Source organism: Nostoc sp. NMS9, assembly GCF_017114995.1.
Classification (GTDB): domain Bacteria; phylum Cyanobacteriota; class Cyanobacteriia; order Cyanobacteriales; family Nostocaceae; genus Nostoc.
Window position 1 is genome coordinate 1 of the sequence record NZ_JABXKL010000075.1, and the last position, 22,618, is coordinate 22,618.

A 22,618-nucleotide genomic window follows, 5' to 3' on the forward strand; every position below is an offset into this window, starting at 1 on the left:
TCCGCGCTTGGATGGCTCCTCAAGATCAACCCCACGAACAATTTGTATTCCCTGAAGAAGTTCTACCTCGCGGTAATGCTCTCTAAGAATTCAAATTTGACCATAACCTAAATCAGGGTTGTGGTTGGCGAAAATTGACACACCCAGATAAAATAATCTCTTTGTAATAAGCCAAGAAAGTGTCAATATTCAATAGTCTCCAGCGATCTCCCACCTTTAGATGGGAGATTTTTTCTATATATGGTTAATATCTCTAAATTTATATGTTATGTTAGGTAAAGGTTCTGAACCCAGAGTAAATGCTCTGCCCTTTTGAAACTAAGACCGCTTAGGCAATAAGGAGGTGATGCCCATGATAGAAAGTAGTAAATGCATGGGTCATCAGGTTGCAGTTAGCCGGCTGTGTGCCGGAGCTGTTCTCTAAAAGTTAGCCTTAGTTATCTCTGAGATACTAAGTTAGCTCAAGTAGCTAGGCAAGCTCGGAGTTCCTTCCGGCAGTCTGGTTGCAACCTGAAGACCCGCTAGACCGCCCTGACTTAGATCATCCGATCTAAATCAGGGCGGATAGTTTTTTATAGGTGATTTTTGTTTGATCAATGGTTACTTTTAAAAGATAGCTAACGATGGCTGCCACGGAAAAAGCCAACCTATTTAAGTTTTCTTAAAAAGAATAAATATCTTGGATTAAACCTTGGAGTATGACCAAATGTGAGAAATAGCGTCTATCTGCCAAGTCTGATTTAAATCTAGACATACGCATTGTGGCTTAATTTATCCTCCTATACTTTCTGTGTGGAGAATAAAAGTTGTTTGCCTTTGTTCAGATGCAAAATATTGTAACAAATATACAAGTAGGAATTTCTTCATATGGCACAACTACTCACCGAAGTGGAAATTCAAGAACAGGCAAAGATTTTGTCAGATTGGACTGTTAAAGACTCCAAGTTGCAGATTACTCGTACATTTAAAGATTTTATTGAAGCAATTGAGTTTGTCAATAAGTTGGTTGAGCCGGCTGAGTCAGCCGGACATCATCCAGATATAGAGATTTCCTACAATAAAGTGAAGATTACACTTACAACATATGATGCAGGCGGATTGACGCAGCCAGACTTTGATGTAGCACACGTGATTTCCCACATCAATTAAGTGATTTCTTCTAACATCTTGCACCAGACGATAGGAAGTCACTATGATATGCAGTTTGTATAGCCGAGCCAGTGTGTTCTAACTGCCGTAAGATTTATACTAGGGGTAAGTGGAAGTAGCGATTTTTTGATAGGAAACTGCTAAGTGTCTAAAGAAAGCTTTCACCAATTTAGCCTAGTAGAAAGCGAATGACCTAAAGGCTACTCCCTGCTTAGATATTTAGATTAAGTATGTGTGACAGTTATTAAGGCGATCGCTCCAATCTTGCCATCTAGATCAGATGTTTTATAATGTTATGATATAAAGATATGTTTTTGCATAAGTTAATCACATAAGTTTTTAACCCAAAGTTAATCGTTTATTAGCTTTGCAAAAACTAAAATTGTAGTAGTGGCAACTATATCTCATCCACAGGTTTCAATGAGATGTCGCATTTTTGAGAATTAGGTGCAGCGAAACCAATTATCTAAACAAGGTGTGAGGAGTAAAGTTAAGATGTCTAATCTATTGTGGAAATCCTTAGTGGTTAGCCCAGCAGTTTTGGGAGCAACATTGTTAGTTTCGGCAACAGCAATGGCCGCGCCAAACCCAACCACAGAAGTATCACCAGCCAAACAACTAGGTGTAACCGAAGTTGCCCAACAGCCAGAAATATTGGCTCAAACAACCATAGATCAAGTTAATCGCTACAGTAACGAAGGCAACCAAGGTAATTCTCAGTCTCAAGTAACATCGGTTTCTCAATTTTCCGATGTACAACCTACTGACTGGGCATTCCAAGCATTGCAGTCCTTGGTTGAGCGCTATGGTTGTATTGCAGGTTATCCGAATGCCACTTATCGCGGTAATCGTGCTTTGACCCGTTATGAATTTGCCGCTGGTTTGAATGCTTGTTTGGATCGGGTTAACGAATTGATTGCCACAGCAACAGCTGACTTGGTAACTAAACAAGATTTAGCTACCTTACAACGGTTGCAAGAAGAATTTTCCGCAGAATTGGCAACCCTACGTGGTCGCGTAGATTCCTTAGAAGCGCGGACAGCTGAATTGGAAGCGAATCAGTTCTCCACAACCACAAAACTAGTCGGTGAAGCCATTTTTGGTGTTACTGATGTTTTTGGAGGTAACACTGGTGACAATAACAATACTGTCTTCCAAGATCGGGTACGTTTAGACTTGCAAACCAGCTTCACTGGTAAAGACGTTTTACATACCCGTCTCGCAGCTGGTAATGCAACAGCCTTTACACAATTTGACGACGCTAATAATCCGATCGGTACTGCTGAAGGGACACAAACATTTCAAGTTGGCATAGGCAATGGCAACAACAGTGTCAGAATAGACCGCTTGACTTATGAAGTTCCCATAGGGCCAGCCCAAGTTTACCTCGCAGCTAGTGGTGGACGACACAGCCAGTATGCTGCTGTCAATAATCCTTACTTTTTTGACAACACTGACGGCGGTAACGGCGCTTTATCTACCTTTGCTTCTGAAAGTCCCATCTATCGGATTGGTGGCGGTGCTGGTATAGCGCTCAATCTGCCCCTTGGTAAAGGTGGCGGTATTTTAGGAAATAGCTCAATCACTGCGGGTTACTTGGCATCACAAGCGAATATTCCTGGTCTTCAAAATGGTGTCAATCAAGGTCTGACCAATGGTGACTATGCTGCTTTAGGACAGTTGAACTTTAGTGTAGGCGATCGCGTGGCTTTAGCTGCTACCTACGTCCACGGATATAGCGCCAGTGGTGCTTTATTCGACTCTGGTACAGACGGAACAACTGGAGCTTTTGATGTAGGTACTGGACAAGCTAACTTTTTAGGTAATGCAGCAGGTGTAACCCCATCTACCAGCAACTCCTACGGTGTGTCCGCTGCGTTTAGACCCAGCGACAAACTGTCCATTAGTGGCTTCGTCTCTTACCATGACGTCACAGGTGTTGGTGCAGGTGATGATTATGAAGCTTGGAGCTACGGTGTAGGGGTAGCCTTACCTGACTTTGGTAAAAAGGGTAACGTTTTAGGTGTTTTTGCTGGTGCAGAACCCTATTCCTTTAACCGCCCAGGTTTTGGCGGCAATAATGATATACCCTATCACTTTGAAGGCTTCTACAAATATCGTGTGTCGGATAACATCTCTGTTACCCCTGGTGTAATCTGGTTGACCTCTCCTGGCCAAAACAGCGATAACGATGATGCTATTATCGGTACGCTCAGAACTACTTTCACCTTCTAGAGTTTTGATTTTCCACTGACAATTTTGAACTCTATTTCTCCCCGCCATCAGGCGGGGTTTTTTGTTTTCAGTAATAATGGATAAACCCCAGTAGTTAACCGGAGTATACTAGAAAAGTTAGGAGTTATGAGTTAGAAGTTATGAGTTATGGCGGGATTTGATATGAATAGACTAGAGTAATGCTCACTCTACAAGTGACTTACGCCGTGAGCAACTTTTTCTGAGCGAGCTTTTTTAGTAGAAGTTGGCGGTATAAAGCTACATATTTCGTAATATCTTAACTCTACCAATTTCAGATTTTGAATTTTGGATTTGAGATTTTTCCTTCAATCTCAAATCCAAATTGAATGACTTCTAACTCCTAACTCATAACTCCTAACTTCTAATTTCTAATCCCTAACTTATTGTTGCTTGTGGAACTATCCTGTAAATCGGAATACGCAATTCTCGCCTTATTAGAGATGGCCGCTCATTACGAAAGCGGCGAACCGCTGCAAATTCGACAAATTGCAGCACAACAAAACATACCTGATCGCTATCTGGAACAGCTACTAGCAACCTTGAGGCGTGGCGGTATAGTTAAAAGTCAGCGTGGATCAAAAGGTGGCTATCTGTTAACGCGAGAACCCCGAAAAATTCTCCTTTTTGAAATTTTAGAATGTTTAGAAGGCTTAGAGGCGCGGGCTGGTGAAGAAAACGTTAATTCCAAAAGCATAGACAGTTCAGTTATAGAAGAAATTTGGCAAGAAGCAAGTCGCGCGGCAAATTCAGTCTTGCAAAAATATACACTCCAGGATCTTTGTGAAAAACGAGATTCGCGGCGGCAATTGGATATCATGTACTACATTTAGTCAAGAGTCATTTGTCATTAGTCATTTGTCATTTGTTGATGACTAATGACCAATAACAAATAATTAATAATTAAGGACTAATTTATGCGAATAGCTCGTAACATTACAGAACTTGTTGGTCGTACTCCTCTAGTGCAGTTGAACCGCATTCCTCAAACAGAAGGATGTGTTGCGGAAATAGTGGTGAAACTGGAAAGTATGAACCCATCGGCATCAGTCAAAGACCGGATTGGGGTAAGTATGATTAACGCCGCAGAGGAGGAGGGGCTAATTACTCCTGGGAAGACAGTATTGGTAGAACCCACTTCTGGAAATACCGGAATTGCCCTAGCAATGGCAACAGCAGCTAAGGGTTATCGATTAATTTTGACAATGCCAGAGACGATGAGTGGAGAGCGTCGGGCAATGTTGCGAGCATACGGGGCAGAACTGGAACTAACACCAGGAATGGAAGGCATGAGTGGGGCAATTCAACGAGCGCAGCAAATAGTTAATACTACACCAAATACCTATATGTTGCAGCAGTTCCGCAATCCAGCTAATGCAAAAGTGCATCGGGAAACTACGGCGCTTGAAATCTGGGAAGATACCGATGGACAAGTCGATATAATTGTGGCAGGAGTGGGTACAGGTGGTACGATCACTGGTGTAGCAGAAGTGATTAAAGCACGCAAGCCTAACGCTAAGGCGATCGCAGTTGAACCAGCCAATAGCCCAGTTTTATCTGGGGGACGACCAGGCCCCCACAAAATCCAGGGAATTGGTGCTGGGTTTATTCCCCAAGTACTCAAGATAAAATTGATTGATGAAGTGATTACCGTCACTGATGAAGAAGCGATCGCCTACAGTCGGCGTTTAGCAAAAGAAGAAGGGCTACTATCTGGTATTTCCAGTGGAGCAGCTTTATGTGCAGCAATTCGCGCCGCCCAACGTCAAGAAAATAAGGGACGTTTAATTGTAATGATTCAGCCCAGTTTTGGTGAGAGGTATTTGAGTACACCGTTGTTCCAAGACCTGGAGGCAAGATTGGCCGCTAGCGTCAGTTAACGATACATTGAATTAATGATCAATTCTAAGCACGTTTCTAACCATTACGAAACCCTCAAAGTTAGTCCAAGTGCCAGCCAAGCGGAGATTAAGCAAGCTTATCGCCGCTTGGTTAAATTGTTTCATCCTGACAGTAATCAGCAAACAGCCGATCGCGAGCAAATTATCCGCATCAATGCAGCTTATGAGGTCTTAGGCGACAACCAAAATCGCCGTAATTATGACCAAGAACTGCAAGATGATTGCCAAAAATTAAATAGCGATCGCCAACAGCGTACAGCATCAGCACAAAATCATTACCAGACAAGACGAAAAACTGGACGGGATGTTGACGAGCAAGTTGAAGAATGGCTGCGCCAAGTTTACCAACCAGTTAATCGCTTGCTTTGTACCGTTCTTTATTCGTTAGAAGAACAAATGGAGCAATTAGCTGCCGATCCCTTTGATGATGAGTTGTTAGATGAATTTCAGGAATACTTAAAAACCTGTCGAGATGACCTCAAGCAGGCACAAACTACTTTTCGCTCCCTGCCAAATCCCCCTAGTCTCGCAAGAACAGCGGCTCACCTTTATTACAGCCTCGATCAAGTAGCAGATGGACTCGATGAATTAGGTTATTTTCCTTTGAACTACGATGAGCGTTATTTACACACAGGTCATGAACTATTCCGCATAGCTACGAGATTGCACTGTGAGGCGCAAGCGTCTGTTACATAATTATTGGGTATAAGGGCATTGGGCATTGGGCATTGGGCATGGGTCAATTTCGCTGGATTTTAAAGGACAAATGACTAATGACTAATGACTAATGACACATAACTTAGGAATTAGTTTATGCTGTAAACAGAAAAAGATTAAGAAATTTTAAATTCTGCTCATAGTGTACTCATGCAATGCATTGTTAATCGCCGCGCCCAGTTTTCGGCAAGTCATCGCTATTGGTTGCCAGAACTGAGTGAAGCCGAGAATATTGAGAAATTTGGTGCTGGTACTAGATTTCCGGGACACGGACATAACTATGTATTATTTATCTCCCTAGCCGGGGAATTGGATGAATATGGTATGGTGCTGAACTTGTCTGATGTGAAACACGTAATTAAACGGGAAGTTACCAGTCAATTGGACTTCTCTTATCTCAATGATGTGTGGGCAGAATTTCAACAAACTCTGCCCACCACTGAGAATATTGCACGGATTATCTGGCAGCGGCTAGCACCTCATTTACCTGTAGTCCGTGTGCAGTTATTTGAACATCCTGAACTTTGGGCAGATTATATGGGAAACGCAATGGAAGCCTACCTCACCATCAGTACTCACTTTAGCGCCGCCCATCGGCTAGCTCATCCTAACCTCAGTAACGAAGAAAACACTGAGATTTATGGTAAATGCGCTCGTCCCAACGGTCACGGACACAACTACCATCTAGAAGTCACTGTCAAAGGGAAAATTGACCCGCGTACTGGCATGATTATTGATTTAGGTGCCCTGAATCAAGTGGTAGAAGATTATGTGGTAGAGCCATTCGATCACACCTTTTTAAACAAAGATATTCCCTATTTTGCCGAAGTTGTACCCACTGCTGAAAATATCGCACTTTACATTAGTAATTTACTGCGATCGCCTATTCAGGAATTGGGAGCTAAACTTTATAAAGTAAAATTGATTGAAAGTCCGAATAACTCCTGCGAAATCTACTGTACGGAGTCGGAATCGGATTCAGTCAGCGCAACCGTGAATCAGCCAGTATTAGCACGAGTTTAGCTAATTGAAAATCCAGGCATAGGACAATGGGCATAGGGCATAGGGCATTGAGAAAGAGGAGGCAGGAGGCAGGAGGCAGAAGTTCTTTAATTTTGAATTTTGAATTTTGAATTTTGAATTGATTTCTCCCTTATCCCCCTCATCCCATGCCCAATGCCCAGCTAAAAAAGTTTACTTACTAAGCAATTAAAACCTGGTAGCAAAGGACTTGTCAGTTCATCTTGACTAAATAAAGTAGCTGCTAATTTTAATGCAGCTTGTTCACGTCGATAAACCTCAACTTTCTTTTGTACAAAATCGCAAATCCAATATTCCTGAACCCCCTGCACCGAGTACAGCTTTAGCTTTGTTTCCCTATCACGTTTCTCGTTTTTTTCGCCGGGAGATAAAACTTCTACTACTAACTCTGGTGCGCCTGTGAGATGTCCAGCTTCATCTAGCAAGTATTTTAAGCGTTCATGACTTGCCCACACCACATCAGGGATCACATTGTCAGAATCTGAGAAAATAATTCCAGGTGCGATCGCAGCTTTACCCAGACCAGTTTCATCTGACCAATTGTTAAGAACTGTAACAATATTGCCACAACTTGATTGATGATCCCAACTAGGTGATTTAGTCACAAATAGTTCTCCATCAATAATCTCATAGCGATTTCTGCGATCGCCAGCAAATAGCTCTAGGTCAGCAGTCGTCCAACGCACTGGAGTTGTTTGCATAGAAACCCCCTAGCCTTTTCCTAAATCATATTTTAAAAATACCGACGACGGGCAGAATGTCGCAAATAGCGATAAATCCCCCACGCTAAAACTCCAAAAAAGAGATTTAGTAAAAAGCGACTAAATATAAACCACAAAATATAAGTGTCAAAAAGCTTTGACGGACTCAAAGGACTGATTTTCCTGACTAAGAGAAACAGCCCAAAAATAGCATTTCCACCCAGCACAAGGGTAAACAGCACTAAACTCCTCTGCCAGTAACGGCGCTGGATTGTACGATCTGAAATCAGGGTAATTACAGGTTTCCCTTGCACTTTTCGCAGTAATTGTTCCAGGCGCCAAAACATCCATAACAGAAACGGAAATAAACCGTAACTTAGGAAACGTAGGGGTAATAAATAACCCCAAGCACTAGATAGGACATTCACTAGGGCATGACAGATTACAGAATTTAGCCAAGCCCTAAAAATAAACTTTTTATCTCGATTTAACCGATTTTTAGAGGAAATATAGGTTCCTAATGCATATCCCCAAGGTGCAGAGAACATAGCATGGACTGGCGTGCCGATGGTACGTTCAAAAACTGATGCTGTACCGTGGAAAAGGTAAATCCAGTTCTCTTCGGCAGTGAATCCAAGGGAAACGGCGATCATGAAGAGGAAAACGCTAGAGTGAAGTAATCGATACTTGTGTTGCAGATAGTAAGTTGGGACAATAACCGCAGCCAACTTGCACCCTTCTTCAATTGGGCCTATTTCTACAAGCTGCCGCAAGGCTACACCAGGAAGCCAACGTTTAATCTGATGCCACTCTACAAAAGAGTTCGCTACAATTTCAAAAACCCATTCGAGTTTAAGAGCTAAAAGACCAGATATTGCCCCGATGATAAAGAACATCAGTAACTTTAACAAAGGTGGGGCAAATGGCACTCGACAGTAGTAGTAGGTTAGCAGCAGCAAGGGTGGTATTGCTGCCCACAACACTAGAGATAAATCAACCACTCACCTGAGCAATTACTGTACGGTGACGGTGGGTATTGTTGGTAATAGTGGGAGTTTGGAAACCCGCCTCAACAATAGCCTGCTCAATGTCTAAAGCAAAATATTCATCTAAATAAGGTTCAGTACTTTTGAGCAAAGTCAAAATGTAGGCTGGCATTTTCTTGTAAATTTCAGATTTGGGATTCATATCCATGATTGCCAAGTAGCCACCCGGACGCAACACGCGCCGCATTTCAGCTAAAATCTGTCGGGTTGCTGATTGGGGTAATTCGTGGCACATCAGGAAAATGGAAACTAAATCAAACGAGGCATCAGGTAGCCCGGTAGATTCAGCTTGGGAATGAAGCCAGTTAATTTTAGCTTGACGTTGCCCAGCGCGGTAATTGGCAACGGCTAAAAAATAGGGAGATAAGTCTAAGCCTGTAATTTTGGTATGGGGATAAATTTCTTGTAGGGCAAAACTACTCAAGCCAACACTACATCCTACATCCAAGATGTCTTGCGGCTCATTGGGAATTTGACTTTTCAGGATATTGTGGTAGCTTTGGCGCAGCATCGGATCGCCTTGCGCTTCTTCAGATCCCTGCCAAATCTTAGCGTGGACAGCGTAAGCAGCAGGTTCTACCTCAAAAGCGGCTTGCCAACTGAGATTTCCGGTTTCGTAGGCATGGAATGAGGTGACGTAGTAATCGGGGTAGGAAAGCTGAGGATTTTGTACTTGAGCGAGATCGTCCTTCCAATCAAGCGCTTGTAGTGTTTCGACTTCTTGCGTCCAAGGCACACCAATTCTCTCGGCACGTTTAATCATCATTTGTCTAGCTTGATGCTTGGCTAGGTTGGCTAAAGGCTGGATTGCCAGTATGCCATTCACCAAGCGAGAAGCTAAACCAGGATTAGTGTTTACAGCAGCAGTCATAAATCAGTTTGCATTTAACAGACTTTTCTACTTATGACATACTAGCTGGACGGCAGTCTAGAAATAAATTGAATTGTATAACGGCAATCCGCCTCCTTTGCCTTGCTCCAAGCAACAAACATTATAGAAGGTTGATATTTGGAGAACAGCAAAGTTCTGAGAAGATGTGAATTATGCTGGTTTCCAATTTATATTTCTTTATCAAAGAATTTTATTCAAGACTGGTAAAATTTTGATACTTAGCAATATCTATCTCAACAGGGATGGCAAAAAGCTGAGTGCCATTTCTAAAGAAAATTACAGTAAGTTAAGCTTATTGAGAGTCAAGTATGGCCAGAGCAAGAAGAAGAGCGAGTGGCTTTTTAAAAGATTTTCAAGAATTTGCCCTTAAAGGTAATGTAGTTGACTTGGCGATCGCTGTCATCATTGGTACTGCTTTTGGCAAGATTATCACTTCCTTTGTTGAAGATGTGATCATGCCATTGATTAATCCCTTGGTTAGTTTTGCTGGCAAAGACTGGAGAACAATCGCCATTGGCCCGGGAATCAAGATTGGTAACTTTCTTGGCGCAATAGTTGACTTTGTAATCATTGCCTTAGTTTTATTTGTAGCAATTCGAGCCTTACAAAAATTCAAGAGACAAGAAGAAGTCGCCGATGAAGCCTTGCCAGATCCTAACCTTGTAGCCCAAGAAAGATTGACTAGCGCGTTGGATAGACTCAACCAAACCTTGGAAACTCGGAATAATCAAGTTTTGTAAGTGGAAAGTGGGGGGATGAGGGAGAAATCAATTCAAAATTCAAAATTCAAAATTCAAAATTGTACCCTTACAGGGAAGCAAGCTACGCGCAGCGTCTCGTAGAGAAGAAAAAGACTGGGAGAGATGTAGCTTTAACTTCCCGTAGGGTGGGAGATGAGGAAGTGAGGGAGAAATATTCAATCCCCATACCCCATGCCCTGAGCGAAGTCGAAGGGATGCCCAATGCCCTACTTTGCAGTAGGCTTAAGAGCTAACAACATCTCTAATTCACTGGTGGATTTATCGGGGCTAATAGCGGTAAAACCAAGACCACGAATGGAATTCAAAATGGTGATGGTATCGGCGTTAGATGATACAAAACTATTGATCAGCGGCACAGTTTTAGTTTTATCCATATCTAGGTAGAAATAGCCGCCGTTGGGCTTTTGCAAAGAACCAGTCACAGCTTTGAAGGCGTCGCTAGTGTCGAGAGATGGATTTTTGCGATCACTAACTGCGTCAGCAATTGGGCCACCAAGAGCTACAAATACAGTATCTTGATCTAGCCAACCATGTGCCAATAAAGCTCCTTGCCGGGGAATTTGCCATTCAGTTACGTCTTTACCACCGATATTTCTGTTGGCGACGTTGATTTGTTGGGTTTTGGCAAGAGTATCCAATTTTGTTAAAGTGGCTTCGGCAGTTTTGCGATCGCTAGTATCAAATACTAAAGCACCTCCAAAACCAACACTCGCTAATACCCCTTGATTTGATGGAATCGCACCAAAGGCGAATTCCCCATTCATCCAGCCAAAAATATCCTTATCTAGGTCTAGATTGGCGAATTTCAGTTGTCCTCGCGCTTGTTCCAGAGCTTGCTTCATTTCTGGATAATCTTTTGACTGCTCTACCAGCACTTCCCAACCACGGCTGATGCCATTTCCGCTAATCAGAGCAAAGGTATCAGCAGGAAATTGCCCGACTATATTTCCAGGACTTGATTGATACTGAAATTTATTTAATTGCGGATCTAAATTAGCGATCGCTTTTACCCGCACTCCCGCATCATCAACACCAACACCCGCTACCACAGATTTTATCTGCTTCAGTTGCGTCAGGGTTTGTGGGGGTAACTGCTTTGCCTGCGGATTTCCAGCGCTTAATTGCTGTATCATTCCGGCATAGTCTGGTACATAAATTTGGGCGAGGCTGTTTTTAACATCCACTCCTTTAAGAATGCTGCTAGCACCTTCTTTATTGGCAAAAGAAGACTGTCCCTTAAACGTATCAATTGCTTTTTCTACAGCTTGTTTTTCGGGAGCTAATACCAACTGACTATCATTTAAAACTACGCTATACGTCGGCTTGCCATTTTGTGTAGTTTCGACAATTTTTTGACCTTGATAGTCAGATTCCTGTAATTTAACTCCTTTTTGTGACTTCAATTTGTTAGCAAAATTCAAGGCGCTGAGTTTGTCCTTGATTCCCACCACTATCAGGATATTTGATTCCTGCTGTAAATTTGTTGGTACATTAGTTGTCCCAGAGGGTACCTTTAACTGTGCTGGTTTTACAGGATTTGGTGGCAATACAGCAATCATCACACTACCAGCCCAAGGCTTTATGTCTTTTTCATAAGAAACGTTACTGTCACTGAAAATTTGCTTATTGAAATCTTCCAGACCTTTTGCCACTAACTTTTGTGCTTCTGGAGTGCCAAACTGCTGTAATTTTGCCCAGGCTTCAGAGTCAGTAGTAATGTAAGTTGCCATCAGTGCTGTTGAAGGTACTACTTTAGCACTGCCTAGAGCGTCTGAACTACCTCCTGGTGAGCCTTTAAAGTACGTATAAGCCGCTATACTTCCGGCGACAACGACGGCAGCACCAACAGCAGGAATGAGAAATTTTGATTTACTTTCAGGCATTTTGTTATCCTCTTTTGCTCAGATTGTCACCGAGATTTATACAAGTGTCACTGTAGAGTTTTCGGATTTATAATAATTTCCGCTAATCCATCGCTAGACTAACCCATGACAAAAGGATTCAGCAGCACGCTCGTTGACAAGCTGCACATCTACCTCCTACTTGCAGAAAATTGTTGCTTTTGACATCCATCATGAATCGGATATTAATCATAAAAATTCTCAGTTAAACGTCATGTCTACAATCAGCAAACATCCAACTTAAAAGTGATTTTTCACTACAAATGGGTTTTTGCAAATTAAATACATAGCAATCCTATCTGATTTGTAAAAATTGCAAGGCTAAGATCCCCGACAACTCTTATGAAGTAGAGAATCTCATTGTTTACGAATGATTTCAGATTGCTATAGCACTTGGATCTCGTAGTCCATCTGTGCAGCAAACAAGCTAGCGATGTCTACGACGGGCTACGCCTACGCCGATTTATTAAAGGAGTTCAGAGGATTTGGGAAGTGCAACATCAATCTACAAGCCTAACCTGCGATCAACTTTTACGGGCACTCGCCAGTACGGGAGTTTTTACGGAGACAGAAATCGGTTATTGTACTCTTACACAACTGGTATGCTGCATTTAGTTTCAACTCCAGTTGGTATTTACTGATAAAATTAGTAATCTTACAAATTAGTGGTCTAAAATTACTCTCAAAAATACTTCAACCAGATGAGGAGCGAATCTGCAAATGATATGCTGTTCATCTTAAACAAAAGAACGTGTTCAGCAGCAGCAACAAGCTATCCTAAGTTATAAAAATAATTAGGAGTATTTGTACTTAATGAGAATCTATCAAGGTGCAACAAGGTGCAAGAGACTCTTGACTCAATGCTAAAAAAGTGCAGAACATCAGGAAAAGTAAATGCAGGAGGGATATGGAAAAAAATCCCAGGATCGGTAGCCGATCTGCGGAAGTTCGGGTGAGATTAATTTCAATCCCCCAATCCCAAAGGGGAGTTCTCACCTCTATAATGCCCTGTTGATTTGGGAAATACATCAGATACCGCTATTTTATTTAACTACATCCAACCAGCCAGACTTTTCAGGATTACAAGGTCAGTAAGCATCAATGTCGCAGTCTTATTTTGATACAGATAATAACGGACACAAACCCTTTGAGTTACCGGGAGCAAGACCACACTATAACCCCGATCGCCCCGGACAGGTAGAGCATATTTTTCTCGATCTCAACTTGGACATTCCCAAGCAAAGCTATCAGGGCAGTTGTAGCATTCGCCTCTTGCCAATCCGTAATGGTATTGATCGTTTGACTTTGGATGCTGTCAACCTAAATATTGAGTCTGTGCAGGTGGACGAAGTGCCACAAAATTTTGACTATGACGGGGAACAGCTTTCCATCCAACTTTCTCAGGCAAGCCAGATTGGTAAACGCTTGCTGATTGCGATCGCCTACTCGGTGGCAAAACCGCAACGCGGTATTTATTTTATTCAACCAGATAAGCACTACCCAAACAAGCCTACTCAAGTTTGGACTCAAGGCGAAGACGAAGACTCTCGCTTTTGGTTCCCCTGCTTTGACTATCCAGGACAATTGTCTACTTCGGAAATTCGTGTCCGCGTTCCCAACCCTCTCGTGGCGATTTCCAATGGCGAATTAATTGACACCACAGAAGATGGTGATTACAAAATCTATCATTGGTTACAGCAACAAGTTCATCCTACCTACTTGATGACTTTAGCAGTAGGTGATTTTGCTGAAATTCGGGATGAGTGGAAGGGTAAAGCTGTCACCTACTATGTAGAAAAGGGACGGGAGGAAGATGCTAAACGCAGCATGGACAAAACTCCCCGAATGATCGAATTTTTGAGCCAAAAGTATGGTTATCCATACCCTTTTCCGAAATACGCCCAAGTTTGCGTCGATGACTTCATCTTTGGCGGCATGGAAAACACCTCCACAACCCTGTTAACAGATAGATGTTTACTGGATGAACGGGCCGCCTTAGATAACCGCAACACCGAAGCTTTAGTCGTTCACGAACTCGCGCACCAGTGGTTTGGTGATTTGGTGGTGATTAAGCATTGGTCTCATGCTTGGATTAAAGAAGGGATGGCTTCTTACTCTGAGGTGATGTGGACAGAACAGGAATATAGTCTAGAAGAAGCAGCTTACTATCGTTTATTGGAAGCTCGTCGTTACTTAAGCGAAGATAGCAGTCGTTATCGCCGCCCAATGGTAACACATATTTACCGAGAAGCTATTGAACTTTACGATCGTCACATCTACGAAAAAGGATCTTGTGTCTATCACATGATTCGGGCCCAATTGGGAGATGAGTTGTTTTGGCAGGCAATTCAAACATTTGTCCAAGATAATGCCCACAAAACCGTAGAAACAGTAGACTTACTCAGGGCGATTGAAAAGGCTACCGGACGTAATCTTTTGTTCCTCTTTGACCAATACGTTTATCGTGGTGGTCATCCCGATTTTAAAGTAGCTTACTCTTGGGATGGGGATGCTAATTTGGCAAAAATTACAGTAACTCAAACCCAAGCTGCTGAAGGTAAAAATGGCAGTAAGGATTTGTTTGATTTAAAAATACCTATTGGTTTTGGCTATACCCAACAAGAAGAAGTGAGGAGTGAGGAGTTAGGAGTTAAAAATAATTCCAAACTCATAACTCCTAACTCACAACTCAAAACTTTTACCGTCCGCGTGAATGAACGCGAACAAAGCTTCTACTTTCCCCTAGAAAATAAGCCCCAATTTATTAGCTTTGATGTTGGAAATAATTACCTAAAAACAGTAGCTTTGGAATATCCAATCGCGGAGTTAAAAGCACAGTTAGAATTCGATCCCGACCCGATTTCGCGTAGTTATGCAGCAGCAGCTTTGGCGAAAAAAGGTGGGTTAGAAGCTATCATTGCACTGTCTGCATCGCTAAAAAATGACCCATTGTGGGGTGTGCGTGTGGAAGTGGCAAAACAACTAGCCCAAATCAATTTAGATCAAGCCTTTGATGGCTTAATTGCTGGGTTAAAAGATAAAAATGCTTATGTGCGACGAGCTGTAGTGGAGGCACTTACTCAATTCAAAACTGCTGAAAGCTATAAAGTTGTCAGAGGGTTAGTGCAAAAGGGCGATCCCAGTTATTACGTGGAAGCAGCAGCTTCTCGTATTATCGGGGCGATCGCATCGGCAAACTTGGAAGAAAAACCCAAGGAAGACAAGGTATTAAAGCTACTGAAATCCGTTTTAGAAGAAAAGGCGGGTTGGAATGAAGTCGTGCGGAGTGGGGCGATCGCTGGTTTAGCTGAATTTAAAACTTCGGAAGCAGCTTTAAATCTGTTAATCGAATACACCAAACTCGGTGTACCACAACCCTTACGTTTAGCCACAATTCGCGCTTTAGGAAAGATTTCTGTCGGTCAAAGTCCAGCTAATTTGGAACGGATTTTAGAAAAATTAACAGAACTAGCCAAAGAAACCTTCTTTTTAACCCAAGTAGCCGTAGCCGCAGCCTTAGGACAAATGGAAACACCCAAAGCAGTAGGGATTTTGCGATCGCTAGTTGACCAAACAGCCGATGGGCGTGTACGTCGCTATGCTGAAGAAGAAATTTCCAAGGTACAAAAGAACATTGGTTCAGAACAAACCCTGCGTCAACTGCGTGAAGATTTCGACCAACTCAAACAACAAAACCAGGAATTGAGAAGCCGTTTAGAAAACTTGGAGGCTAAATCTAAATAGCACTACATGATAATTAAAAGTAGGTAATTGGTAATTGTGGCAAAGCTATTAACAATTACCAAGGTTTTAGTTGATACTGTAATTTTATTGTGGACACATAAAATATTTTATTTTCCACTTAAATCGCAGGTATAAATAAACATAGTATCAAGATCCCCGACTTCTGTGATAAGTCGGGGATCTTATGTTGTAAGCGGTTACTGAGTTCTCATACCCTCCTCAAATTTGCATATATAGGTAAATATTTATATTTATATAAATTAAAGTTAAGAAAAGATAAAATCATCTAAAAGTTGGATAAGTAGTTGTAGTTTTATAAAGTATAATTAAGAAAAAGATAAACAAATCTAGGCAGTAACAGATGCTAAAATCGCCTCGAACGTTATCCCCAAAGGGTAGAGTTCTAGTTGTTTTAGATAAAAGACTACCGCTATCCTGAATTTGCAACTAACTTGTGGGTCAGGAGAAAAACAATCATTGTAAATTTTTCAGTTGAAGAGGCAAAAAAAGGCGTGGGTCAATATCAACCTGCTCAACTAAAACTCTATAATCCAGATGCGATCGCTCGCTACTACAGTTACCGTCCTTGGCTAGCCTGGGGGCGACTGCTGAGAATTATCTCCTCCTTTGCAGGATTTATATTCAGTCTGAAGTGGGACGAGTGGCAAGACCGAGTTGAGCAGAACAAGGGTAAACGAGCTATCCAGTTGCGAGAACTGCTCACCCGCCTTGGCCCGACTTTTATTAAAGTTGGTCAAGCCCTCTCCACCAGGCCTGACCTAATACGCAAAGATTTCTTAGAAGAACTGATAAAGTTACAAGACCAGTTACCACCTTTTGATAATGCGATCGCTTACCAGATTATTGAAAGTGAACTAGACCGGCCAATTCATGAAAGTTTTAGCGAACTGTCACCTAATCCAGTCGCTGCTGCTAGCTTGGGTCAAGTATACCGGGGTCGTCTGGTTAGCGGTGAAGAAGTCGCCGTAAAGGTGCAACGCCCCAACTTACATCCAGTAATTACACGCGACCTATATCTGATGCGTTGGGCAGCCGGTTGGCTAGCTCCTTGGTTGCCTTTAAATCTCGGTCACGACCTAACTTTAATTGTGGACGAGTTTGGCACGAAGTTATTTGAAGAAATTGACTATATTAATGAAGGCCGCAACGCCGAAAAATTTGCTAGCAATTTCCGCAACGACCTACAAGTAAAAGTTCCAGGCATTTATTGGCGTTATACCAATACCCACGTTCTAACCCTGGAATGGATTGACGGCTTCAAGCTGACAGATACTCAACGCATCCGCGAAGCAGGTGTAGACCCAGAAGCGATCATCCAAATTGGTGTTACATCAGGATTGCAACAGCTTTTAGAATATGGTTTCTTCCATGCTGACCCTCATCCCGGCAATTTGTTTGCTGTACCCGATGGTCGTATGGCTTATATTGACTTCGGCATGATGGATCAGTTGGAAGAAAGCACCAAAGAAACACTGGTAGATGCGCTAGTGCATTTGGTAAATAAAGACTATACCGACTTAGCCGAAGACTTTGTAAAATTAGGGTTTCTGACTCCAGACACGAATATTTGTCCGATAGTGCCAGCATTAGAAGCGGTGCTAGGAAACGCTATTGGCAAAAATGTCAAGGATTTTAACTTCAAAACTATTACCGATGAATTTTCGGAACTGATGTATGAATATCCTTTCCGAGTTCCGGCAAAGTTTGCTTTGATTATTCGTTCCTTGGTGACTCAAGAAGGTATTGCCCTTAGCCTTAACCCCGATTTCAAAATTGTTGAAGTGGGTTATCCCTATATAGCGCGGCGGTTGCTGACAGGGGAATCGCCGGAATTACGGCGACGATTATTGAATGTGTTGTTCAAAGATGGTAAATTTCAGTGGCAGCGGTTAGAGAATTTGATTGCGATCGCTCGTAGTGATAACAACTTTGATGTATTGCCCACAGCTCAGATGGGGTTCCAATACTTAATGTCCGAAGAAGGCAAGTTTCTGAGGCGACAGTTGGTGCTTGCTCTTACCGAAGATGACCGCCTGCACACCGAAGATGTCCAACGCCTGTGGAACCTGGTTAAAGATGACTTAAAACCGGATCGTTTATTAAATGTAGCGATCGGGATTTTAACAGAGTTATCCAGAGAAGGTGCAGCCGCTATCCTGCCAAAAGCTACATTCCTTGTGCCTTTTACTGGGAACCAGTCAGCAAGTAAAAACTAAAAACCTTTAATATAAATCAGGAGTTTTCATGTACTATTTTCCTCTGCAACCGCCTTATTTTCTTTTACTTGTTGGCTTTTTGACTGCATTAACATCTGGTTTGGCATTATCTGGCACTTTGAAAGTAATTGTGCAGAACTGGCCAAGTGAACGTACAGAAAACACTAAACCGCGTTCATCATTGAAACAACTACTGATACCATTTGTCGGCATAACTGGCGGCACTTGTCTATTTCTCTCTTCAGGATTAGAGATATTTGGTTTTCCCTCCTCTTTAGCTTTAGGAGTAGGTCTACCAATTAGTCTCTTTACTTGTTTATTAGTTTGGTTGCAGTTGGGAAGTATGATGACCTTTATAGAACGCGAAGGTATGCAATCTTTAGATTTAGATTCTATGTCATAAATTTAAAACAATACAGTTAAATTCTGATTAACTCAACTGTATTCATATCTAGGACACTTTAATTTCCCACCATCTGAATTAATTCTGTCTCATGTTCATTACTTTGTACAGCACTGTAAGCTCTACAGGCTGCGCGGTCATTTTGTTGACACCAAGTCATTAATGTATTTTGAATTTGACCTAATCTTTCACATTCAACTAAATTTTTTTCTTGGTAACATTTGTTAGTAGCAATAGTAGCTAGGTTAAGGATTTGTATGTAATTACGCTTACTCTTAGCTCTACGCTGTGCTTCTTCCTGTTTCTTCCTTGCTCTATTTACTTCTTGCTGTTCCTTCTTTGCTCTCTCTATATCAGCTATTGCTCCACTGGAATCGATAGTCAGTGTTAGTCTCTCAAGTTTTGTCTCTATTGCAGGTTCTAATTCACTGCTATTGATTTTTGCTTGCACTGGTGCGGAGATATTGACAGAGCCAATACTAACGAATAAAACACTCAACGAGTAGCAATACTTACGCATAAGTCAAATTTTCCACAAATTAACTATATAGTATTATTTCTGACTGGCACTAACTTATGTAATTTTTGTAAAAAAAATATTTATGTAATTAATTATGGATGCCGTCCACAGAATAACTTACAGAAAGATTAAATTTTGTCCCCAGTGTTGGAACTCTGGAGCGATGGTTGACCCTATGTGGAGTAACGTTAAAGCCAAGTTTTGTTATCTTTGCGGTACACCGATTCGAGCTAACTGCGCGAATTGCGGTGAGTTAGTGTTGTCATTGAGACATCGATTTTGTCCTGTTTGTGGTTCTGCTTATAAATCGTCTGCCAAAACTCCCAAAATTATGAAATAACTATTTTTGATAAAACCTTTTACCAGCAAGACTTTCAGGCTATCTTGCCCCTGGTGACAGCTTCGCTATATTTACCCCTATATGTAAATATAGTGTTTGATTTAAATCGGAACAATATGAAAAACTATAGCTTTATCTCTGTACTTACAACAGATGACTACTTAGAAGGTATTTTGGTTTTGAACTATTCATTAGCAAAAACAAATTCAAGATATCCTTTTGTACTTCTAATAACACCTAATTTATCCAAGGAAGTAATTGAGTCCCTCGCCAAGCATAATATTAATTGTATTACTATTCAAAACATTGAGAATCCAAGTACAATAAATCAGCTAACGTATCGATGGCATTTCACCTATCCAAAGTTGAATATATTCGGACTAAATCAGTTTGACAAATTAGTCTACTTAGATGCTGATATGCTGATACTTAATAATATCGACGAACTGTTTGAAAAGCCTCACATGTCTGCTGTCAATTCAGGAGGAATGTTACCCAAACTTTTGTCTTGGACAAGGCTAAATTCTGGGCTTATGGTTGTTGAACCATCTACAGAATTATTTGATGACATGTTATCTAAAATTGGCAAGATAGAGGGCATTGCCTCAGGAGGTGATCAAGACTTTCTTCATGCCTACTACTTCAATTGGCCAAATCAAAAAGAGCTTCATCTGGATCATGGATACAATATGTTCCAGATTCATCTGGATGAGTACAATCAATTATTTGGCTATGATTTTAATCATGCTCAAAAGCCTATAAAAATAATTCATTACATCGGTGAAACCAAGCCATGGCATTTGTACAAATCAGTTTATGAGAAAAAGCATCTATATATAACCCTAAAAAATTTTGTTCGTCGTTTTATAGGTTCTTCAAAGCATCAGATGATGCTGAAAGCAAATAAATTGTGGTTCAAGCACTACAGGGATTTGACCGAAAACGACTCATGATACAAGCCCCTAAATTTATTTATGGGGATCAAAAATTATTGAATTTTGAATTTTGAATTCGGAGCGTTCGCCCTTGGCGTCTCGTAGAGAAGCGACGTGACCTACTTATGTTATTAGTAACCATTAACTCTATCCTTGAAATTGCGATACTTTAGCTTAATATTGTTGATTCTTTGCTGAATAAAGCTACTAGTGGACTTTTGCAGAAGTGTTAGCTTGCTTGGGTGCTTAAAGCTTTGAGGACGTTTTTCAGGTGATTTTAAATAGCGATAATGTAAGAAAACATCGCGGTAAGGAATATCAACATCTTCACCCCCACAAAGCCTTGTAAAATCTGAAGAAGATATACTCATATAGTGCAGGTATGTTAACCTACGCCCTTGGTCGTATAAGATATTATCTACAACATCAAATTTAGAACTCCAGTGGTTTCCAGTTGACTGTTTGCAGTCATGACAAGCAAAGTTATAATATGGAATTCCACTTTTCAACACCATATAGTTAAATAAAGATTGGTCAGGGCCTACACAACACATGACTTCAGCTTCACCCGCTATTAATTTGTCGAGAAAGTCGGCTATTATAGCTTGAGAAAAAATATTTTTCTTAGTGGCAAACCAACCAGCACAAAATACTTTTGATTGCAAATTATCTGAGTTAAAAACTTGCTGCATCTGCTCTGAGGAACCATCAAAAATAAATTTTAAATCAGACTTATACTGAAAATCATTGACTACCCAATCATAGGCATCTAATTTTTCATATATATAATCTACAGGCCCCATTAACAAGGTATCTGCATCAAAATAAATGAATTTATCAAAGGGTCCATCCACAGCACACATTTTGCGGTGCATTGGTAGCCGATAGAGTTCTGGAAAGCCCCACTCTCGCCAAGTTTTTTGTGCTCTAGGATAATTTTTCCATATCTGAGTAGCAAAGTTATCCCAATAGGCTATAGAATCAGAATCTTCAAATAAAGTGACATTATCTCTAGATGCAATCTCTGCCTTTACTTTGTCTAACTGCTCATTATATGGAATTATACAAATAGGAATTTTCCTACCAGTATTAGCTTCCATACTATTGAGTAACGCAACTAATTGGTCATAGACAACATCATTGGCTAGGATATAAATGCCATCAATCATGGGGATACTCCTAATATTAAGTACGGGTAGCAACAAAGGGAAATAAACGGCGAGTTAGTTTGGGAATGAAGGCAAATTTACCCTCATGAAGATAGCGATAGTGTTCCCACAATTGCCAATAGGGACTACCAGTTTTCATCCGCGTACCAGCCCAGTGGAGATATTTGAGTCGTTGTCCTCTGTCATACAGGGCGTAGTCTTGCTGTTGGAAATTTCGTGAACCTGCCCAACTACCAGGTCCACCCCCAGGAATTTTGACGAGATTTCCACGTTTGGAAATTAATTTCAACACAAGATAATTTAAAATTGGTTGGTCTGTAACTCCTTCAGAAAAATCGAAATATTCGCGATGTGCTGCACACTGGCGCAAAGCTTCATCCATTTGCTGTTCGGAAATAATTCCTTTTCTCGAAGCCCAAAAACCGCTGTTGAAAACATCTTCAAGTTGGGCATCAGAAAAAATTTGCTGTTCTTTCACAAATGGGGAAAAAATATTTCGCAGCTTTTCATTAGCATGATGGTAATCACAGCAGAAGAAATCGACTTCTGAAAGTTTGTCTAAATTGTCGGCAATTTTTTCAAAAACGACAATATCCGTATCAATATAAATAAATTCATCTAAAGGCCCAAACCACGCCACCAGTTTACGCATTTTGTTGGGTAAGGCAAGGAAATCTCTGTCAAAAATTTCTCCGATGCGTTTGGTAAATGTATCAATAAGTTCTAAGTCTGGGAAAATTTGGACGTTGTGTAAGGTAGCAAGCTGTTCTGCTACCTTGTGATAATTTTCCTTAAAAGGTATGAGATAAATGGTAACTTCTGGGTCATAGTAACGAATGCTATTGAGTAGAGCAATAGCATTATCGATAACGCGGTCATTCGCAACTATATAAATGCCCCGGCTCATA

Annotated in this window: 19 protein-coding genes and 1 pseudogene; 13 read left to right on the top strand and 7 right to left on the bottom strand. The window is 41.2% G+C overall.

What is annotated here, in order from left to right:
• The 7 genes and pseudogenes from HWQ40_RS35725 to HWQ40_RS23440 all read left to right on the top strand — a co-directional run.
• A pseudogene (locus HWQ40_RS35725) lies at window positions 1-86 on the top strand (photosystem II protein D2); the annotation flags it as partial.
• A gap of 781 nt (window positions 87-867) precedes the next feature.
• Window positions 868-1,149: a 4a-hydroxytetrahydrobiopterin dehydratase gene (locus HWQ40_RS23415; RefSeq protein ID WP_292782442.1), complete on the top strand. Its 282-nt coding sequence runs from the start codon at window positions 868-870 to the stop codon at window positions 1,147-1,149.
• Window positions 1,150-1,644: 495 nt separating this feature from the next.
• A complete protein-coding gene (locus tag HWQ40_RS23420) occupies window positions 1,645-3,384 on the top strand; it encodes an iron uptake porin (protein WP_292782443.1) in 1,740 nt (579 codons plus the stop codon).
• Window positions 3,385-3,797: 413 nt separating this feature from the next.
• A complete protein-coding gene (locus tag HWQ40_RS23425) occupies window positions 3,798-4,235 on the top strand; it encodes an Rrf2 family transcriptional regulator (protein ID WP_292782445.1) in 438 nt (145 codons plus the stop codon).
• 84 nt (window positions 4,236-4,319) lie between these two features.
• Window positions 4,320-5,282 carry a cysteine synthase A gene (cysK, locus tag HWQ40_RS23430; RefSeq protein WP_292782447.1) on the top strand — a complete coding sequence of 321 codons (963 nt, stop codon included), beginning with the start codon at window positions 4,320-4,322 and terminating at the stop codon, window positions 5,280-5,282.
• Window positions 5,283-5,297: 15 nt separating this feature from the next.
• Window positions 5,298-5,999: a J domain-containing protein gene (locus HWQ40_RS23435; protein ID WP_292782449.1), complete on the top strand. Its 702-nt coding sequence runs from the start codon at window positions 5,298-5,300 to the stop codon at window positions 5,997-5,999.
• A gap of 171 nt (window positions 6,000-6,170) precedes the next feature.
• The gene (locus tag HWQ40_RS23440) at window positions 6,171-7,043 is read left to right on the top strand and encodes a 6-carboxytetrahydropterin synthase (RefSeq protein ID WP_292782452.1); all 873 of its coding nucleotides are present in this window, start codon (window positions 6,171-6,173) and stop codon (window positions 7,041-7,043) included.
• A 161-nt stretch (window positions 7,044-7,204) separates the two neighbouring features.
• On the opposite strand, the gene HWQ40_RS23445 is transcribed toward HWQ40_RS23440, so the two are convergent.
• From HWQ40_RS23445 to HWQ40_RS23455, 3 genes are read right to left on the bottom strand one after another with little or no spacing between them, the layout of a single operon-like run.
• Entirely contained in the window at window positions 7,205-7,762 is a 558-nt protein-coding gene (locus HWQ40_RS23445) for a Uma2 family endonuclease (protein ID WP_292782455.1), read from the bottom strand.
• Between the two features lie 32 nt (window positions 7,763-7,794).
• On the bottom strand, window positions 7,795-8,763 hold the full coding sequence (locus HWQ40_RS23450) for a PrsW family glutamic-type intramembrane protease (protein ID WP_292782457.1): 969 nt from the start codon (window positions 8,761-8,763) through the stop codon (window positions 7,795-7,797).
• On the bottom strand, window positions 8,756-9,679 hold the full coding sequence (locus tag HWQ40_RS23455; RefSeq protein WP_292782460.1) for a class I SAM-dependent methyltransferase: 924 nt from the start codon (window positions 9,677-9,679) through the stop codon (window positions 8,756-8,758). Before HWQ40_RS23455 ends, HWQ40_RS23450 begins: the two co-directional genes overlap by 8 nt.
• A gap of 329 nt (window positions 9,680-10,008) precedes the next feature.
• On the opposite strand from HWQ40_RS23455, the gene mscL reads away from it, so the two are divergent.
• Window positions 10,009-10,440, top strand: coding sequence for a large conductance mechanosensitive channel protein MscL (gene mscL, locus HWQ40_RS23460; protein ID WP_292782462.1), 432 nt, complete (start codon window positions 10,009-10,011; stop codon window positions 10,438-10,440).
• Between the two features lie 227 nt (window positions 10,441-10,667).
• Here mscL and HWQ40_RS23465 read toward each other — a convergent pair whose 3' ends face one another.
• Window positions 10,668-12,344, bottom strand: coding sequence for a DUF3352 domain-containing protein (locus tag HWQ40_RS23465; protein WP_292782465.1), 1,677 nt, complete (start codon window positions 12,342-12,344; stop codon window positions 10,668-10,670).
• A gap of 1,119 nt (window positions 12,345-13,463) precedes the next feature.
• Between HWQ40_RS23465 and HWQ40_RS23470 the strand changes: the two genes are divergently transcribed.
• From HWQ40_RS23470 to HWQ40_RS23480, 3 genes are all read left to right on the top strand, one after another.
• Window positions 13,464-16,106, top strand: a complete 2,643-nt coding sequence (locus HWQ40_RS23470) for a M1 family metallopeptidase (protein WP_292782468.1) — start codon at window positions 13,464-13,466, stop codon at window positions 16,104-16,106.
• A gap of 512 nt (window positions 16,107-16,618) precedes the next feature.
• On the top strand, window positions 16,619-18,343 hold the full coding sequence (locus tag HWQ40_RS23475; RefSeq protein WP_292782470.1) for an AarF/ABC1/UbiB kinase family protein: 1,725 nt from the start codon (window positions 16,619-16,621) through the stop codon (window positions 18,341-18,343).
• A 28-nt stretch (window positions 18,344-18,371) separates the two neighbouring features.
• Window positions 18,372-18,746, top strand: coding sequence for a hypothetical protein (locus HWQ40_RS23480; RefSeq protein ID WP_292782473.1), 375 nt, complete (start codon window positions 18,372-18,374; stop codon window positions 18,744-18,746).
• A 58-nt stretch (window positions 18,747-18,804) separates the two neighbouring features.
• Here HWQ40_RS23480 and HWQ40_RS23485 read toward each other — a convergent pair whose 3' ends face one another.
• Window positions 18,805-19,266 (bottom strand): hypothetical protein, encoded by a 462-nt coding sequence (locus HWQ40_RS23485; RefSeq protein WP_292782475.1) that lies wholly within the window; start codon window positions 19,264-19,266, stop codon window positions 18,805-18,807.
• Between the two features lie 94 nt (window positions 19,267-19,360).
• On the opposite strand from HWQ40_RS23485, the gene HWQ40_RS23490 reads away from it, so the two are divergent.
• Together HWQ40_RS23490 and HWQ40_RS23495 are read left to right on the top strand one after the other, a co-directional pair.
• A complete protein-coding gene (locus HWQ40_RS23490) occupies window positions 19,361-19,606 on the top strand; it encodes a zinc ribbon domain-containing protein (protein ID WP_292782476.1) in 246 nt (81 codons plus the stop codon).
• Between the two features lie 116 nt (window positions 19,607-19,722).
• Window positions 19,723-20,559, top strand: coding sequence for a glycosyltransferase (locus HWQ40_RS23495; protein ID WP_292782477.1), 837 nt, complete (start codon window positions 19,723-19,725; stop codon window positions 20,557-20,559).
• 113 nt (window positions 20,560-20,672) lie between these two features.
• On the opposite strand, the gene HWQ40_RS23500 is transcribed toward HWQ40_RS23495, so the two are convergent.
• Both HWQ40_RS23500 and HWQ40_RS23505 read right to left on the bottom strand, forming a co-directional pair.
• On the bottom strand, window positions 20,673-21,710 hold the full coding sequence (locus HWQ40_RS23500; RefSeq protein ID WP_292782478.1) for an Npun_R2821/Npun_R2822 family protein: 1,038 nt from the start codon (window positions 21,708-21,710) through the stop codon (window positions 20,673-20,675).
• A gap of 16 nt (window positions 21,711-21,726) precedes the next feature.
• Complete coding sequence (locus tag HWQ40_RS23505; RefSeq protein ID WP_292782481.1) at window positions 21,727-22,617, bottom strand: Npun_R2821/Npun_R2822 family protein; 891 nt, start codon at window positions 22,615-22,617, stop codon at window positions 21,727-21,729.
• Window position 22,618 lies beyond the last annotated feature (1 nt).